This is a genomic window from Rhodococcus sp. C-2 (assembly GCF_027854095.1).
GTDB classification, from domain to species: domain Bacteria; phylum Actinomycetota; class Actinomycetes; order Mycobacteriales; family Mycobacteriaceae; genus Rhodococcus_F; species Rhodococcus_F qingshengii.
This window is the reverse complement of the sequence record NZ_JAQGFI010000003.1, coordinates 451,420-464,442: the sequence shown is the minus strand read 5'-3', so window position 1 is coordinate 464,442 and position 13,023 is coordinate 451,420. Positions and strand designations below refer to the sequence as shown.

The following is a 13,023-nucleotide window of genomic DNA, read 5'->3' as shown; positions in this document are numbered from 1 at the left end:
GCCCACGGTGTATCAGCCCACGACGGGAAGTTCGAGGGGGCCGGACCCGTCGGCGAAGATCGCCACCGGCATACCTTGCAGTCCCCCACGGAAACTGATGTCGCCACCGGTGATTGCCAGACGAACGGAATGCCCCGGTTCGAATCGGTGCACTATCGCCGGCATCGTCACCGGCACCGGCTGCGACGGATCACTGATGCGTATGGGCGCAATGAGTCCGTTGATCAGCGAGGAAGTTCCGTCCGGAGCCACGTCGTAGAGTTTCGCGAACACCACCGGCTGTCCGGGCGCCGCAACACGCAGCGTCACAGTGGGAGCTCCCACCACGTCCATCGCCTCGGTCATCGGCGCAGTGGTCCAGAGCGCCTCGGTTCCCGGAATCTGTGCATTCGGAATGTTTCCGGCCGGATTGATATTGAGTGGCTCTACGCCCGTCGGCAGCCCAGCCGGTGCGGTGACGATCGTCTTCGAACCCGGTATCACCGGCGTGCCGTCCGGTAGCAGTCCCCCGTCAGCGGACAGATGGAAGGCGCGAGCGGTCCCGACATCGACGGTGTCGGACGTCGCGTAGGCCGGTGCCGCGTTTCCTTCGTAGTCGATCCAGTTGCGGAAATACGCGAATTCCGGGCCGGTCTCGGTGTTCTCGTCCTTGAGGTAGTGATCGAACCAGTCCATGAAGCGACCGGTCTCGTACTGGGTATCCTCGTCGGGTGCGGAGAAGCTGAACTCGCCCGGCGCAGCGGCCAAGTGGCTGTGCCCCCACGAATGCCAGATCATCTTGGCATCGACGCCACGATCCTTCAGCGCGTCGTAAGTCGCGGTTGCCTCGTTCAGATCGAACAGGGTGTCCTGTTGCCCCTGAGCAAGCAGTACCGGAATGTTGATCCGGTCGACGAACGACGAGACCGACGACGCTCGGAGCTCACTCACTACTTGCGGTCCGATGTCGCCGGTCACCACCGCCTCGGCGATCGCGTTGCACATGTAAGGGACGTAGTTCGGGCAGCCGGGTAGCCGTGCGGGATCTGCGATGTAACCGTCCACACCGGGATTCGCGATGCCCGCGCCGAAGAGCAGCGATGCAAAGAGCACCTTCGCGGCTCCCGGCTCCGCTGTCGACACACCGGAGATGATTCCCGTGCTGTTGGGCGCCAAGGAATACGAGAGATCGTTCCAGGTGATCATGGGGATGATCGTGTCGATACGGGGATCGACACTCGCGGCGGCGAATTGAATGCCGCCGCCGTAAGAGCCACCCGTCATTCCGACCCGCGGGTCGTTCGTCGACGGTGCACCGGTGTGATCGACGGAGTCCTGAACCACCGCGGTGAGCGCCGGATAGGGCTGCGTCAGAGCCTGATCCGTGAAGGCAATCCCTTCTTGGCCGCCGAGGAAGCTGACCAACTGGGAAGCGGCGACACCGTCGTATGCGGGAGAGTCGAGGGTGATCTTGCAACTCGAGCCGCCGAAACCCAATCCCGAATACGTCAGTCCGACGTACCCGTTCTCGGCGAAGTTCTGCAGGGCCGGAATCTGGTCCTTGTACGAACCGCCGAACCCGTTGGTGGTCAGGATCGCGGGAGCTGGGTTGTCAGCGTCGACACCATCGGGAACAAAGAGTTCACCGACGACGGTGCACGGCGTCGAGAGTTCAGGCCCGACATCGACCGAGAAGTACAGCAGCTGTGACGAATACGAGCCGTTCGGTGAATCCGCGAGCGCCGGCGGCGAAAAGCCGAGGGCGCAAACCACGAGCGTGACGACACTGATCGCTGTTCTCCGGCGCACCTGAAAACCGTACACCCGGATCTGTTCTCCACCAGCCTGATCGGCTGCGCGCCGCCGAAGTTTCCGGAGCAAAAGCTACGCCGGACGGGCCGACCTCTACTTGACCGTCAAGGTGCCGTGCATGCTCGGGTGGTAGGTGCAGTGGAACGTGTACGTTCCAGGCTCGTTCGGCACCGTGATGGTTTCCGTCTCACCCGCTTCGATGTCCTCGTTGAACAACCCCGCGGTATCGGACGTGACCGAGTGCTCGACGGTGTCGTTGTTCTGAATGGTCAGTACCTGTCCGGGCATCACCGACTCCGGCGTCGAATACTCGAAGCCGCTGATCACGATTCCCATCGACGACGCTCCCGGCGTCGACATACCCAGAGGCATGCTCGGCATCGACATACTGGTCGGCATGCTGGTCATCGGCATACTGGTCATCGCCATGCCGTCGTGATCGGCCGAATCGTTGTCCGACGAATCGTTGTTGTCACTGCACGCGGTCAGTGCGAACACCGCCAGGATCAGCGCTGCGAGCACTGCGAGAATCCGCTTCATTGCTTCGCCTCCTGCTCGTTCCCCCGCAGTCTGCTGATTACCCGCCGCCTAGGGGGCCAAACAGCTCCGATGTGGTGCCTGCGGCGCTGATAGTGCACGATTTCTGCACCAGCTCCACTCGCGGACCGACACTGAAGGAAACAGCACAGATGGCCAAGAGCAAAACGTCGAAGGCAGCCCAGCCGAAGGCGTCGAAGGCAGCGCAGCCGAAGGCTCCCAAGACAGCAGAGCCGAAGGTAGCCGAGAAGGCTCCCGCCGTTCTCTGGAAGGACCTGCCGGACGAGCACGACTACCCGGCGGCCCGCGATTACCTCCAGTTGGGCGCGACGCCGGTTCAGGTCCAAGCTCTCGTGTACGCCCTCAAGACGGCGACGCTGGTCTCGAAGAAGGCCAAAGACATCCTGCGGGCTGCTGGGCTCCCTCTGCTTCCGGTCGACAACCCACACGTTGCTACCGACCTGTTGAAGATCCGCAAGGGGATCGCGCTGTCGCCGATCCTGCTGGTGCAGGGAGACTTCCGCGCCGGAGTACCGGCGCAGATCGCCGACGGCTACCACCGTGTCTGTGCGAGCTACCACGTGGACGAGAACACCGCCATCCCCGCGAAGATCGCACCCTCGACAGTTAACTCGTAGGTCGTCGATGACCTTCGGCATCCTTGCCCTCGTCGCGCTGGCCGGCATTCTCGGCCCGCTGCTCGGCGCTCGCGTCAGCTGGCATGTCCCCGTGGTGGTCGGCGAACTTGCCGCGGGCGTCGTCTTCGGTGTCACCGGTTTCGGGCTGCTCGACTCTTCGGACCAGACTTTCACGTTCCTGGCCGATATCGGATTCGCGCTCACGATGATGGTGGCCGGCTCACACGTCCCGGTTCGCGATCCGGCAGTCCGTGCGGCAATCGGCAAGGGTGCCGTTCGCTCGGTTGTCGTCGGACTTCTGTCGGTTGTTGCCGGCTACGGTGCGGCGACGGCATTCGGCACCGGTCACGCCGCGCTGTACGCGGTCCTGATCGCGTCGTCGTCCGCGGCGTTGATTCTCCCCATCGTCGATTCGCTGGGGCTCGGTGGAACCTCGGTTCTGCAGATGACTGCCCAGGTCGCGATCGCGGACACCGTCTGCATTGTTGCGCTGCCTTTGGTGATCGATCCGGACAATGCCCCTCGTGCCGGTGTCGGCGCACTGGCTGTGGCGGCGTGTGCGGTTGCCTTGTTCTTCGTACTGCGAGCCTTCCACCGGTCCGGCCATTGGCGAAGGCTCCACAAATTCTCGGAGAAACGAAAGTTTGCACTCGAACTCCGGATCAATCTGGTGATCCTCTTTTCTCTGGCAGCGCTGGCGTCGAGCACTCACGTGTCGATCATGCTCGCGGGCTTCGCCTTCGGGCTCGTTCTTGCCGCGATCGGTGAACCCCGCCGCCTCGCCAAACAGCTCTTCGCCATCACCGACGGCTTCTTCGCTCCCCTCTTCTTCGTCTGGTTGGGAGCGGCGATCAATCTGCGCGACCTCGTCACCCATCCGTCCGCCATCTGGCTCGGATTGGTCTTGGGCGGAGCAACTCTCGTGGTTCACGCCGCGATACGCGCCCTCGGTCTCCCGCTCCCTCTCGGCGTGCTGTCCGCCGCACAACTGGGAGTACCGGTTGCCGCAGTTACGGTGGGCACTCAATTGGGGGTGATGGGCGACGGTGAACCCGCAGCCATCCTCCTCGCCGCCATGATCACGATCGGTGCAGCAACGCTGGCGGGTGCTGCCGCGTCGAAAGCTGGTCTCACGAAGCCTGCTTGACCGCGGCCCTCTCCACCGTCAGCAAGCTCTCCTCCGAATGTTCGGCGTGATACGCCGCGCCGCCGCCGCGGACACCGAAGAGTCGCTTGCTCCAGATCAGCCATACGACGGCAGCGATGTTCACCAGCAGCAACCCGGCCCTCAACCACGTGATCTTCTCGGTCAATTCGTAGATTTCGAGGGGCAGGAACAAGCTGGTCGCCACCACCGCGAAGTACTCGCCCCAGCGTTCGACCATCCACAGGCCGACTGCCTCGATCACTTGAAGGCCGGCGTAGACCAACAGCCCGACTGCGATCCAGGTGAGCGTCGTAGCGGACAACGAAAACGCCTGCTCGATGTGATGGACCAGTTTGGAATCGTCGATGTTCCAGCCCAATTGACGGGCAAGTGGCCTGATCAACGGCAATTCGTTCTCGAAGGCGTCCTCGGCGCGACCCTTCGACGATCTCAGTTCGAACACACCGATCGCCAGAAGAACCAAACCCAGAGCGCGGAACATTCTCTCGGTGGCGAGAAGTCGCATGATCAACCGGTCGCGAAGCAGCCTCCCCCGCGGAACCTCGGGGGCGGCGTCCGCCGGTCCCGATGCTCGGGGCGCTCCCAGGACGAAGTTGCCGCAACGTAGGCACCGCCACGCCTGACCCACCGCAGTATCCACATGTAGTCGATCCCGCAGCTCAGGTTCGTCCGGAGCGTAGGTCTCGTGACCGTACCAACTGCACGAGCGCAATGCGAAGTCCACGGGTGAACTCTATGCCGCATATGCCCGGTAGCGTGGATACCCGCTGACCGTGCACTTCGAACGATGAGGATTCCGATGACAACCACCAAGATCGAAACCCGGCATGGCGTCATGGCAGTCGACGACAGTGCCACCGACGGTTTTCCGGTTGTCTTCATCCACGGGAACTCGGCCAGCCGCTCCATCTTCCGTCATCAGGTCGACGCCGACTGGGCCGGCGACTACCGCATGATCACTCTGGACCTACTCGGCCACGGCGACTCCGAGGACGCGAGCGATCCCGAAGCCGCATACACGCAGAACGGTTACGCCGACGCCATCGTCGATGTTCTGACCGAACTCGGCGTCGAAAGAGCCGTTGTCGTCGGCTGGTCGCTCGGCGGACACATCGCTCTCGAGTTGATCGCGAAATTCCCCGGGCTCACCGGAATCGTCATCACCGGTACGCCGCCGGCAAATCCCGAGACGCTCGGCGACGCCTTCAATGCCGGCGACGGATTGTCCATCGGCGGCACCGAGGTCATCACCGCGCAAGAAGCCGAACTCTACGCACGAATGACCGCCGTTCCCTTCGAGCAGGCTGCCCTCGACGCCGCGATACGCACGGACGGACGCGCTCGCAAGATCATGTTCGACGCATTCGGCGCCGGCCGCGAATCGGATCAGAAGGCTCTGGTTGCAACGGCGTCTGTGCCTCTCGCGGTGATCGACGGCGCCGAGGACCCGTTCGTGAACACGTCGTATGTCGCGTCGTTGACCTTCGCGAATCTCTGGGAGGGCACGTATCACGTGATTCCCGGTGTGGGGCATGCAGCGTTCTGGGAAGCCCCTGAGGTGTACAACCCACTGTTGCAACGATTCCTCGGCAGTTTCGCACAGTAACCTGCTGGACAACCTGCTGGACGCGGCGTCCTATGAGATAGAAGCCACTCGACAATCCGGCCATGTCCGGATCATTCATCGCCGTCCTACAGTTCGGAAAACGACTGGAGGCACTGCGATGACCATTCTCGAGCACGGCACGGAAACGTGCATCGGTGGACCGACCCTTCCCCAGATACGACGCCTCGTCACCGAAGTGCCCGGCCCCAACTCGCGCGCTTTGGCAAAGCGCCGGAGCGCCGCACTGCCGGCCGGGCTGACCAGCGGATCCAGCATTTACGTTGCCGCAGCGGGCGGAGGAGTTGTCGTCGACGTCGACGACAACTCGTTCATCGACTTCGGCAGCGGCATCGCCGTGACCACCGTCGGAAACAGTGCGCCGCGCGTGGTCGAACGCACCACGCGCCAGCTCGGTCAGTTCACCCATACGTGTTTCCTCGCAAACCCCTACGAGGGGTACCTCGAGGTCTGCGAAGCGCTCAACCGCCTGACCCCGGGAGATCACGAGAAGCGAACAGCGCTGTTCAACACCGGCAGCGAAGCGCTCGAGAACGCCGTGAAATACGCACGTGCCGCCACCGGTCGCCCGGCAGTTGTCGTCTTCGACCACGCATTCCACGGTCGCACGTTGATGACCATGACGATGACAGCCAAGAACCAGCCGTACAAGGCCACATTCGGCCCGTTCGCACCAGAGGTCTACCGGGTTCCGATGGCATACCCCTACCGTTGGCCGAGCGGCCCCGAAAACGCGGCCGACGAAGCATTCGCCCAGTTCCGTCTTGCGATCGACACTCAGATCGGCGCCGAATCGGTAGCCGCTGTGGTCGTGGAACCGATTCAGGGTGAGGGCGGTTTCATCGTTCCCGCTCCGGGATTCCTGAAGCGAATCTCGGAATTCTGCCGTGAGCGCGGCATTCTCGTCGTCGCGGACGAGGTCCAGACCGGTATCGCACGAACCGGATCCTGGTTCGCCAGCGAGAGTGAGGACTTCGTCCCCGACATCATCACAACCGCAAAAGGTCTCGCCGGCGGAATGCCACTCGCCGCCGTGACCGGCCGTGCCGACGTCATGGACGCCGCGCATCCCGGTGGTATCGGCGGTACGTACAGCGGCAATCCCGTTGCCTGCGAGGCCGCCCTGGCAGTTTTCGAGACGATCGAGATGGAAGGGCTCCTCGACCGCGCCAAGGACATCGGCGACATTCTGACCACAGGTTTGTCCGAAATCGCTTCGGACACAGACATAATCGGCGACATTCGTGGACGCGGCGCCATGATTGCAATCGAACTCGTCCACGACGAGGACAAGGCTCCGAATCGCGAGGCCGTCGCCCAGATCGTCAGCTACGCCCACACGCACGGTCTCCTTCTGCTCACCGCCGGCACCTATGGAAACGTCGTCCGTTTCCTCCCGCCGCTGAGCATCTCCGACGAGTTGCTGACCGAAGGACTCGGTATTCTTCGCGACGCTGTGGCCGCAGTCCGATGAGCGTCGCAGTGCGCAGCTTGATCGGCGGAGCTTGGGTCACGGGCAGCGACGGCACACTGACGGACACCAACCCGGCCCGTCCCGACGAGGTTGTCGCCACCGGAGGCCGCGCCGGTGCCTCCGAAATGGCGACCGGTGTTCGCGTCGCCCGCATCGCCGCGAACGACTGGGCCCGCCTGCCGATGTCCGCACGCGGCGCATACCTCACTCGCGCAGCGGAAATCATCGAATCCAACGCTGAGGCCTGGGGCGAAGAACTCACCCGCGAAGAAGGGAAAACGCTGGCCGAGGGTATCGGAGAGGTGCGCCGCGCAGCGCAGATTCTGCGTTACTACGGCAACGCCGCCGACCGCGAGACCGGAACGGTGTATTCCTCCCCACGTAGCAGCGAGCAGATTCTCGTCACTCGCAAACCTCTCGGCGTGGTAGGCGTCGTCACGCCGTTCAACTTCCCGATCGCGATCCCGGCATGGAAGATTGCGCCTGCCTTGGTGTACGGAAACACCGTCGTCTGGAAACCGGCTGCCGCGGTGCCCCTTCTGGCCTTCCGTCTCGCGCAGGCACTGACCGAAGCGGGCCTACCCGACGGAGTCCTGAACATGATCCTCGCCGACAGCGCGGCCGGTGAAGCGCTGGTCGATCACCCGGACCTCGACGCCGTCACCTTCACCGGTTCCACCGGAGTCGGCCGAAAGATCGCGGGATCTGCTGCGGCGCGCGGAGTTCCGGTACAGGCGGAAATGGGTGGAAAGAACGCAGCCGTCGTACTTGCCGACGCAGATCTCGAGCTTGCGGTCGAGCAGGTGATGCTGGGCGCATTTCGGTCAACCGGCCAGAAATGCACGGCCACTTCACGTCTGGTGCTCCATGAATCCATCGCCGAGGAATTCCTGGCCAGGCTGACCGTTGAAGTCAAGCAACTGAGAGTCGGAGATCCACTCGATCCCGACGTCACGACAGGTCCCGTGGTCAGCGCATACGCGCAGCAGTCGATCATCGAGGGGATCAATCGAGCCGTCGACGGCGGCGCCAGGGTTGTGGCCACCGCCGAAGCGCCGCAGTCGGGCTACTACGTCCAGCCGACAGTGCTGGAACTACCGGCGAGCACCGAACTGTGGTTCGAGGAACTCTTCGGCCCGGTACTGGCGGTGCAGCGGGCAGCAACAACCGCAGACGCATTCCGCTTGGCGAACGAGGGCGAATTCGGTTTGTCCGCAGCATTGTTCACGCAAGACCTGACCAGTGCACTGGCCGGTATCGACGATCTGGACGTGGGGATCCTGCACGTGAATTCGGAATCGGCGGGCGCTGATCCCCACGTACCTTTCGGCGGCGCGAAGAGGAGTGGATACGGACCCAAGGAACAAGGCGACGCGGCGCGAGAGTTCTTCACTCACACCACCACCGTCTATCTCAGGGGCGGCCGAGCGTGATCTGAATTCGATTCCGCCTGCAGCAGTTCACGAGCTTTGAGTGCGATCCACAACTCGGACCGGGTGTGGGCGGAATCGAGATCTCTCCCGATCAACTCGGCAGCCTTGTCCATGCGGTTACGCAGCGTGTGCCGGTGAACACCCAATTGCGCTGCAGCGGATTCCCATTGACCATTGTGGTGCAGGAACGCTTCGATCGAGTCCACCAGACGGGAACCGTTCTCGGCGTCGTAGCCTTCCAGCACACCGAGACCGCTGGCCGCGATCGACTGCAGAACATCGCTCGACTGCACACTCAACAAGAGACTGAAAGTCCCGAGTTCCGAGAACGGAACGAGTGTGTGTCCTTCGACCTGCCCCACTTTGGCAGCAGAGACGGCCTCGCGCAGACTGGCCGCAACACCGCTAATCGGCCGGACGCCACCGATTCCACCGTTGATACTCCGGCGTGAATTCTCCCGTACTCTCGCATACACACTGCGCGTGACCTTCTCCGCAACTTCACTTTTCACGACGAACCACACACCGGTTCCGTCAGTCAGCGGGGCCAACAGGTACGGCACCGACTCTTCTTCCAGGGCCGCTGAAGTGATGTCGGTGGCCGCAAGCAAAGGTCCGACATCGGTCAAGGCGGTTGCCACCACCGTGGTTTCGGATTCGAATCCGAAGTACCGCAACAGACTTTCGTCGACGTCACCGCCGGCCTGGCGCACCATCGTCGTAACGGCCAACCTCAGCCGCTGTTCGGCATCGACAACCCGCAACGGCTTGGCAAGCTCGATGGTCAACAGCGACACCGTGTGGCCCACCAACAGTCGCTCGGACTGATCCAAGGCGGCCTCGGACGCCACGGCCAGCGTGCCGCTCACAGCAAGGCGGTGAATGGCCAGGTGACCGTCGTCGTCCACCACGATCCGGCTGCGCTCCTTACCTGATCGCTCCCTGATGCGTTCGGGCAGAGACGAACTCGCACCTTCCGTCAGAGCCAGCACCGCGCCGTCCCGATCGAGAACACAGACTGCTGCGTGAACGGCTCGACCCAGGGCAGTGATCAGAGCCGGCACCCCGTCGAGCAGGGCACGCGCCAACTTCTCCTGCGCGTCGACCACCGCCTGCACCGTTCGTATCTGGTCGGCGGTCAGTTCGTCGATCACGGCCCGCGAAATGTCGATGAACGGCGTCTCCTTGGCGACGGAAAGCACGGCAAAACCCAGTTCGTCGCCGGCCCTGATGATCGCGTCCGGCACCCTCTCGTGCACGGTGCCGGTGTCGAACGCCAGTGCCACCGCACCGGTCTGCGCGATGCGCTCGACGTACTCGTATTGCTTTGTCGCCGAACGCGGTAGATGCAGCCCCGTCGTCATGACAAGCTCTCCACCGGCGAGCCAACGGGTCGGATCCTGCAATTCGATTGCGTGCGCCCAGCTGATCGACAGATCCACGTCGTCGTGACCGGCAACGATCGTGAGGCCGAGCGAGGTGGTGGCCGCCAGGCGCCGGACAGTCATCGGCATTACCGGAACCTCCGAGGGCAGTGAATAGAAAGGCAGTGGACAGAACTGACAGTTTCCAGTTCAGATTTGTACATCAAGTCCATGTTCTGGATCACACGATGAGCTTAGCGTCTCTCCGAAAGAACTGATCGCGTCATGCAATAGGAGCTGAGCCCAGATGCCCGACAGCAGCACCGAAACAGCCGAAGCCGCCAGCGTTCATTCGACACTCAAAACAGGCTTGAAGAAGCGCCACCTGACCATGCTTTCCATGGGCGGCGTCATCGGCGCCGGTTTCTTCGTCGGGCTGAGCGGAATCATCAACCAGGCCGGCCCCGGCGCAGTCATCACGTGCGCGATCTGCGGCATCATCGTGTTCCTGGTGATGCGCATGCTCGGCGAAATGGCCGTGGCCAAGCCGTGTACGGGATCGTTCACCGAATACGCCCGCATGGCGTTGGGCGACTGGGCGGGTTTCACCACTGGCTGGCTCTACTGGTATTTCTGGGTGATCGTCGTCGGCATCGAATCCGTCGTCGGAGCAACCTTGCTCTCCCGGTGGATCCATGGTGTCCCGCTCTGGCTCATGTCAGCGGTACTCCTGTTGGTGATGACCGGGGTCAATCTTCTCTCCGTCAGCAACTTCGGCGAGGCTGAATACTGGTTTGCGGGTATCAAGGTCGCCGTCATCATCGGCTTCATCGTGCTCGGCAGTCTGTTCGTCTTCGGCATCTGGCCCGGCAGTGAAGTCGATTTCAGCAATCTGACCGGCCACGGAGGATTTCTGCCGAACGGCTTCACCCCCGTACTGGTGGGCGTTGTCGCCGTGATCTTCTCCATGACCGGAGCCGAGCTTGTCACGATCGCCGCAGCGGAATCCGCCGAACCTGCCGGAGCGATCAGGCGGGCCACGAACACGGTCGTCTTCCGCATTCTCGCCTTCTTCGTTGTCGCCACCTTCCTCCTCGTGACGATGCTGCCGTGGGATTCGTTCGTCGTCGGCGATTCTCCGTTCATCTCCGCACTCGACCTGCTCGGAATTCCCGGCGCCGCCGACATTCTCAATCTCGTGGTTCTGGTCGCGGTGCTGTCCTGCCTCAATTCCGGCCTGTACACGGCGTCGCGGATGCTCTTCGCACTCTCCGTCTACAACGACGCGCCGGCCTGGATGACACGGACCAACAGCCGCGGCGTGCCGGTGAAGGGCGTACTCGCCTGCACCGTGGCCGGGTACTTCTGTATCGCGGCCGGCTACATCTGGCCGGATACGATTTTCTTGTTCCTCGTGAATTCGTCGGGCGCAATCTGCTTGTTCGTTTACATCCTGATCTGTGTATCCGAACTACGCCTCCGACGCCGATGGGAACGCGAAAGCCCCGAGATTCTGAAATTCCGTGTCTGGTTGTATCCCGGCCTGCCGATAGTGGTCACTGGTCTGATTCTCGTGATCCTGGTGGGAATGGGTCTCAACGAACCCACGCGCGCGGAATTCGTCCAAAGCCTGGTCGCGCTGGGGGTCATCCTCGCCGCTTACGGCGTGAGAAAGTCTCGTACGCGAAAAGTCGGATCGTTCGCGACCGCCTCGAACAACGCACACAGCAATTCGAAGAAGGCTTGAAACAAGCATCGAGTAAGCGCTCGACTCGATAATTGAACCTCTTCCCCGAAAAGAGCCGATCCAATGGAAGCGGTCGAACATAGATTTTCTCTTTACCTAAATTCAAGGCAAAATGGACAGCATGCCGAGCCCTGTCATCGCCTCCGAGGGGCACAGTTCTTGGCGAACACTTCACGAATGGTTCAACGAACCACACGACTACGAGTGGATAAAGCACCAGAGATCCGGCCGGGCAATCATTCCGATCTTCCGAACCTTGCTCGGAATGATGACGATCATCTTCGGACTGTCCGCTTTCTACAAATTGATCGGTCCGGATACGCCGCCGACCACACCCGGCAAAGCTCTTTCGATTTTCATGATCTGTACGTGTGTGGGAATCGCCGCATGCTGGTTCACACAACCGTTTCCCGGACGCCGGGGGTTGCTTGCATTCGGAATATTCGCAGATCTCGGGATCGCGGCTGCCGTCCTCCTGGTGCCGGATCGCTCGTCCGGGACGTTCGGTTGCATCGTCTTCGCGGTCACCGGAACCTTTGCGACGCTTTTTGTCAGCGCAAAGTGGCTTGTCGCTCATGTCGTTTGGTCGACGACCGTCACGACCACCGTTTTCGTTCTTGCATATCTGGAAGGCGACGTCGATATCACGACGCTTCTGGCCCGCGGCACCGTTCTTTTCGGAGCTGTCACACTCGTTCCCATTTTTGCGCACCTGACTTGGCGCACTCTCTACCGCGATGCCCAGTATTCGGACCGGGATCCCCTCACTGGACTGTTCAACCGTCGGGGACTGGAAGGGGCAGTCGGCGATCTCTTCGAGAGCGCCCGAGACGATTCTTCATCTCTCGCCTTCATCGTCGTCGATATCGACAAATTCAAAACGGTGAATGATCTTCACGGTCATGCCGAAGGCGATCATGTCATCAGGAGAACCGCGAACCGATTGAGCACACATCTCGGCGAACGCGGAGTCATCGCTCGAACCGGCGGGGAAGAATACCTGGCCGTCATCGCCGGCGATCCAGAATCGACAACCCTGTTGATCGAAGGGATAAACGCGGCGCTGTCGGATTGTTCCGACGCGATCCCCACAACGGTGAGCGTCGGAGCGGTGATGATGACCGCCGAATCGAAGGCGTGGAGCGGCGGTGCTTCCGCAATCCTGGCGGCGACAAATGTCGCGGATTCGATGATGTATCAAGCGAAGGCGGCAGGCGGTAATACGATCCGCTCGGCTCAGATCTGAT

At 62.0% G+C, this 13,023-nt stretch carries 11 protein-coding genes; 7 read left to right on the top strand and 4 right to left on the bottom strand.

Going from position 1 to position 13,023, the window contains the following annotated elements; genetic code table 11:
• Window positions 1–12 precede the first annotated feature (12 nt).
• Window positions 13–1,803: a CocE/NonD family hydrolase gene (locus tag PCS43_RS08665; protein ID WP_058226871.1), complete on the bottom strand. Its 1,791-nt coding sequence runs from the start codon at window positions 1,801–1,803 to the stop codon at window positions 13–15.
• Between the two features lie 81 nt (window positions 1,804–1,884).
• Window positions 1,885–2,331, bottom strand: a complete 447-nt coding sequence (locus PCS43_RS08660) for a cupredoxin domain-containing protein (RefSeq protein WP_003943263.1) — start codon at window positions 2,329–2,331, stop codon at window positions 1,885–1,887.
• 272 nt (window positions 2,332–2,603) lie between these two features.
• On the opposite strand from PCS43_RS08660, the gene PCS43_RS08655 reads away from it, so the two are divergent.
• Both PCS43_RS08655 and PCS43_RS08650 read left to right on the top strand, forming a co-directional pair.
• Window positions 2,604–2,966, top strand: a complete 363-nt coding sequence (locus PCS43_RS08655) for a hypothetical protein (RefSeq protein WP_058226926.1) — start codon at window positions 2,604–2,606, stop codon at window positions 2,964–2,966.
• A 7-nt stretch (window positions 2,967–2,973) separates the two neighbouring features.
• Complete coding sequence (locus PCS43_RS08650) at window positions 2,974–4,113, top strand: cation:proton antiporter (RefSeq protein ID WP_030536077.1); 1,140 nt, start codon at window positions 2,974–2,976, stop codon at window positions 4,111–4,113.
• On the opposite strand, the gene PCS43_RS08645 is transcribed toward PCS43_RS08650, so the two are convergent.
• A complete protein-coding gene (locus tag PCS43_RS08645; RefSeq protein WP_058226870.1) occupies window positions 4,097–4,858 on the bottom strand; it encodes a DUF2127 domain-containing protein in 762 nt (253 codons plus the stop codon). The genes PCS43_RS08650 and PCS43_RS08645 overlap by 17 nt on opposite strands.
• Window positions 4,859–4,933: 75 nt before the next feature.
• On the opposite strand from PCS43_RS08645, the gene PCS43_RS08640 reads away from it, so the two are divergent.
• The 3 genes from PCS43_RS08640 (at window position 4,934) to PCS43_RS08630 (ending at window position 8,665) form a co-directional block, all read left to right on the top strand.
• Window positions 4,934–5,740, top strand: a complete 807-nt coding sequence (locus PCS43_RS08640) for an alpha/beta fold hydrolase (RefSeq protein ID WP_003942939.1) — start codon at window positions 4,934–4,936, stop codon at window positions 5,738–5,740.
• 118 nt (window positions 5,741–5,858) lie between these two features.
• Window positions 5,859–7,232 carry a 4-aminobutyrate--2-oxoglutarate transaminase gene (gene gabT, locus PCS43_RS08635; protein ID WP_030536079.1) on the top strand — a complete coding sequence of 458 codons (1,374 nt, stop codon included), beginning with the start codon at window positions 5,859–5,861 and terminating at the stop codon, window positions 7,230–7,232.
• Entirely contained in the window at window positions 7,229–8,665 is a 1,437-nt protein-coding gene (locus PCS43_RS08630; RefSeq protein WP_003943062.1) for an aldehyde dehydrogenase family protein, read from the top strand. The genes gabT and PCS43_RS08630 overlap by 4 nt, the downstream gene beginning before the upstream one ends.
• On the opposite strand, the gene PCS43_RS08625 is transcribed toward PCS43_RS08630, so the two are convergent.
• Complete coding sequence (locus PCS43_RS08625; protein ID WP_270923016.1) at window positions 8,641–10,173, bottom strand: PucR family transcriptional regulator; 1,533 nt, start codon at window positions 10,171–10,173, stop codon at window positions 8,641–8,643. The genes PCS43_RS08630 and PCS43_RS08625 overlap by 25 nt on opposite strands.
• Window positions 10,174–10,336: 163 nt before the next feature.
• Between PCS43_RS08625 and PCS43_RS08620 the strand changes: the two genes are divergently transcribed.
• Together PCS43_RS08620 and PCS43_RS08615 are read left to right on the top strand one after the other, a co-directional pair.
• A complete protein-coding gene (locus PCS43_RS08620) occupies window positions 10,337–11,776 on the top strand; it encodes an amino acid permease (protein ID WP_054826907.1) in 1,440 nt (479 codons plus the stop codon).
• 121 nt (window positions 11,777–11,897) lie between these two features.
• Window positions 11,898–13,022, top strand: coding sequence for a GGDEF domain-containing protein (locus tag PCS43_RS08615; RefSeq protein ID WP_076948643.1), 1,125 nt, complete (start codon window positions 11,898–11,900; stop codon window positions 13,020–13,022).
• Window position 13,023: the final 1 nt, after the last annotated feature.

Bases quoted from the DNA above. Each gene is read 5' to 3' on its own strand.
- PCS43_RS08660 (WP_003943263.1), bottom strand. From the start codon at position 2,331: ATGAAGCGGATTCTCGCAGTGCTCGCAGCGCTGATCCTGGCGGTGTTC.
- PCS43_RS08650 (WP_030536077.1), top strand. From the start codon at position 2,974: ATGACCTTCGGCATCCTTGCCCTCGTCGCGCTGGCCGGCATTCTCGGC.
- gabT (WP_030536079.1), top strand. From the start codon at position 5,859: ATGACCATTCTCGAGCACGGCACGGAAACGTGCATCGGTGGACCGACC.
- PCS43_RS08620 (WP_054826907.1), top strand. From the start codon at position 10,337: ATGCCCGACAGCAGCACCGAAACAGCCGAAGCCGCCAGCGTTCATTCG.
- PCS43_RS08630 (WP_003943062.1), top strand. From the start codon at position 7,229: ATGAGCGTCGCAGTGCGCAGCTTGATCGGCGGAGCTTGGGTCACGGGC.
- PCS43_RS08615 (WP_076948643.1), top strand. From the start codon at position 11,898: ATGCCGAGCCCTGTCATCGCCTCCGAGGGGCACAGTTCTTGGCGAACA.
- PCS43_RS08640 (WP_003942939.1), top strand. From the start codon at position 4,934: ATGACAACCACCAAGATCGAAACCCGGCATGGCGTCATGGCAGTCGAC.
- PCS43_RS08625 (WP_270923016.1), bottom strand. From the start codon at position 10,173: ATGACTGTCCGGCGCCTGGCGGCCACCACCTCGCTCGGCCTCACGATC.